The following is a 1,087-nucleotide window of genomic DNA, read 5'->3' on the forward strand; positions in this document are numbered from 1 at the left end:
GGGCGGCCCGGCGGGCCGCCCGGTGGGTCAGGAGGTCCAGCCGGTCTCCATCAGGGCCTCGGCGGCGCCGTTCGCGGGCTGCGGCACACCCGCCAGGTCCAGGCTGAACAGGGCGACCAGCAGCTGTTCGCCGCGCACGGTGGCCTGGTGCGAATAACCCGCGAGGGTGAACATCGCGGCGGCCATCTCCTCGGCGTGCAGGGTCTGCAGCCAGAGGCACTCGACCGACTTCACGTCGGCGGGCTCGGTCCAGGTGTCCACCTGGGCGACCATCCGGCTGCCCAGCAGGGTGACCCCGTCGCGCTCCTGGGCCTCGGTCAGCTCCAGGTCGTCGAAGCCCAGCCACTCCAGGTAGCGGGCGGCGGTGAACACCGCGTCCTGCGAGGTGCGCACCGGATGGGGGCGGAACGGCGCGCGGTGGCGGAACGGGCGGGGGCGGCCGGCCGAGGGCGGTGCGGGCGGGGCCGGGGCGGGCGCGTTCATCGGGTGGGCCGGGTACGGGCGGGCGGCCTGCGGGCCGGGGGCGGCGAGCGGGGCGGCGGTGCCGCCGCCCAGGCGGGTGGCGCGGTCCACCGGCAGCCGGACGGTGGCGCCGCAGTTGCAGGTGAACTCGGGCTGCGGCCACTGGTCGGAGCGGCCGCAGTGCGGGCAGCGCATGCTCAGCCAGGAGTCCTCCCAGGACCGGAAGCGCACCTGCACCGGCACCCCGCCGCGCAGCAGCGGCACCTTGAGCGAGGCCCCGCACGGGCAGGGGAGGGAGGGAGGTTCGTAGAGGTGCTCGCGGCGGCAGGCGGGGCAGCGGATCGCCCGGGCGCCACCGCCCGGCCCCGGCCGCGTGGGGTCGTGTCCGGTGAAGTCGTCGGGCAGTCCGGCCATCGCGGGCTCCGTCCGTCGGGGGCGGGTGGGTGGGACGTTTCCCATGCTCCCCGAAATGTCCGGCGCCGGGCGCGGAATGAGGCAATCCTCAGGGACGGATCAGGGAATCCTGCCCGCTCGGCTTCGCCCGGGCGCTGGTCGTCGAACCGGACGTGCTGATGATGGACGAGCCGTTCTCCGCCCTCGACGTGCTCACCGCCGAGAACCTGCG

1 protein-coding gene and 1 pseudogene are annotated in these 1,087 nt (G+C 75.7%); one reads left to right on the forward strand and one right to left on the reverse strand.

What is annotated here, in order from left to right; all coding sequences use genetic code 11:
- Positions 1-27: 27 nt before the first annotated feature.
- Positions 28-876, reverse strand: coding sequence for a hypothetical protein (locus ACIQOV_RS42585; protein WP_359908005.1), 849 nt, complete (start codon positions 874-876; stop codon positions 28-30).
- Positions 877-992: 116 nt separating this feature from the next.
- Between ACIQOV_RS42585 and ACIQOV_RS42590 the strand changes: the two are divergent.
- Positions 993-1,087 (forward strand): annotated as a pseudogene (locus ACIQOV_RS42590) (nitrate/sulfonate/bicarbonate ABC transporter ATP-binding protein); the annotation flags it as partial.

It is taken from the genome of Kitasatospora sp. NPDC091257 (genome assembly GCF_044757675.1).
Taxonomy (GTDB): domain Bacteria; phylum Actinomycetota; class Actinomycetes; order Streptomycetales; family Streptomycetaceae; genus Kitasatospora; species Kitasatospora lactacystinica.

What these genes read in the sequence shown, in the direction of transcription:
- ACIQOV_RS42585 (WP_359908005.1), bottom strand. Translation starts at nt 876, where the DNA reads ATGGCCGGACTGCCCGACGACTTCACCGGACACGACCCCACGCGGCCG.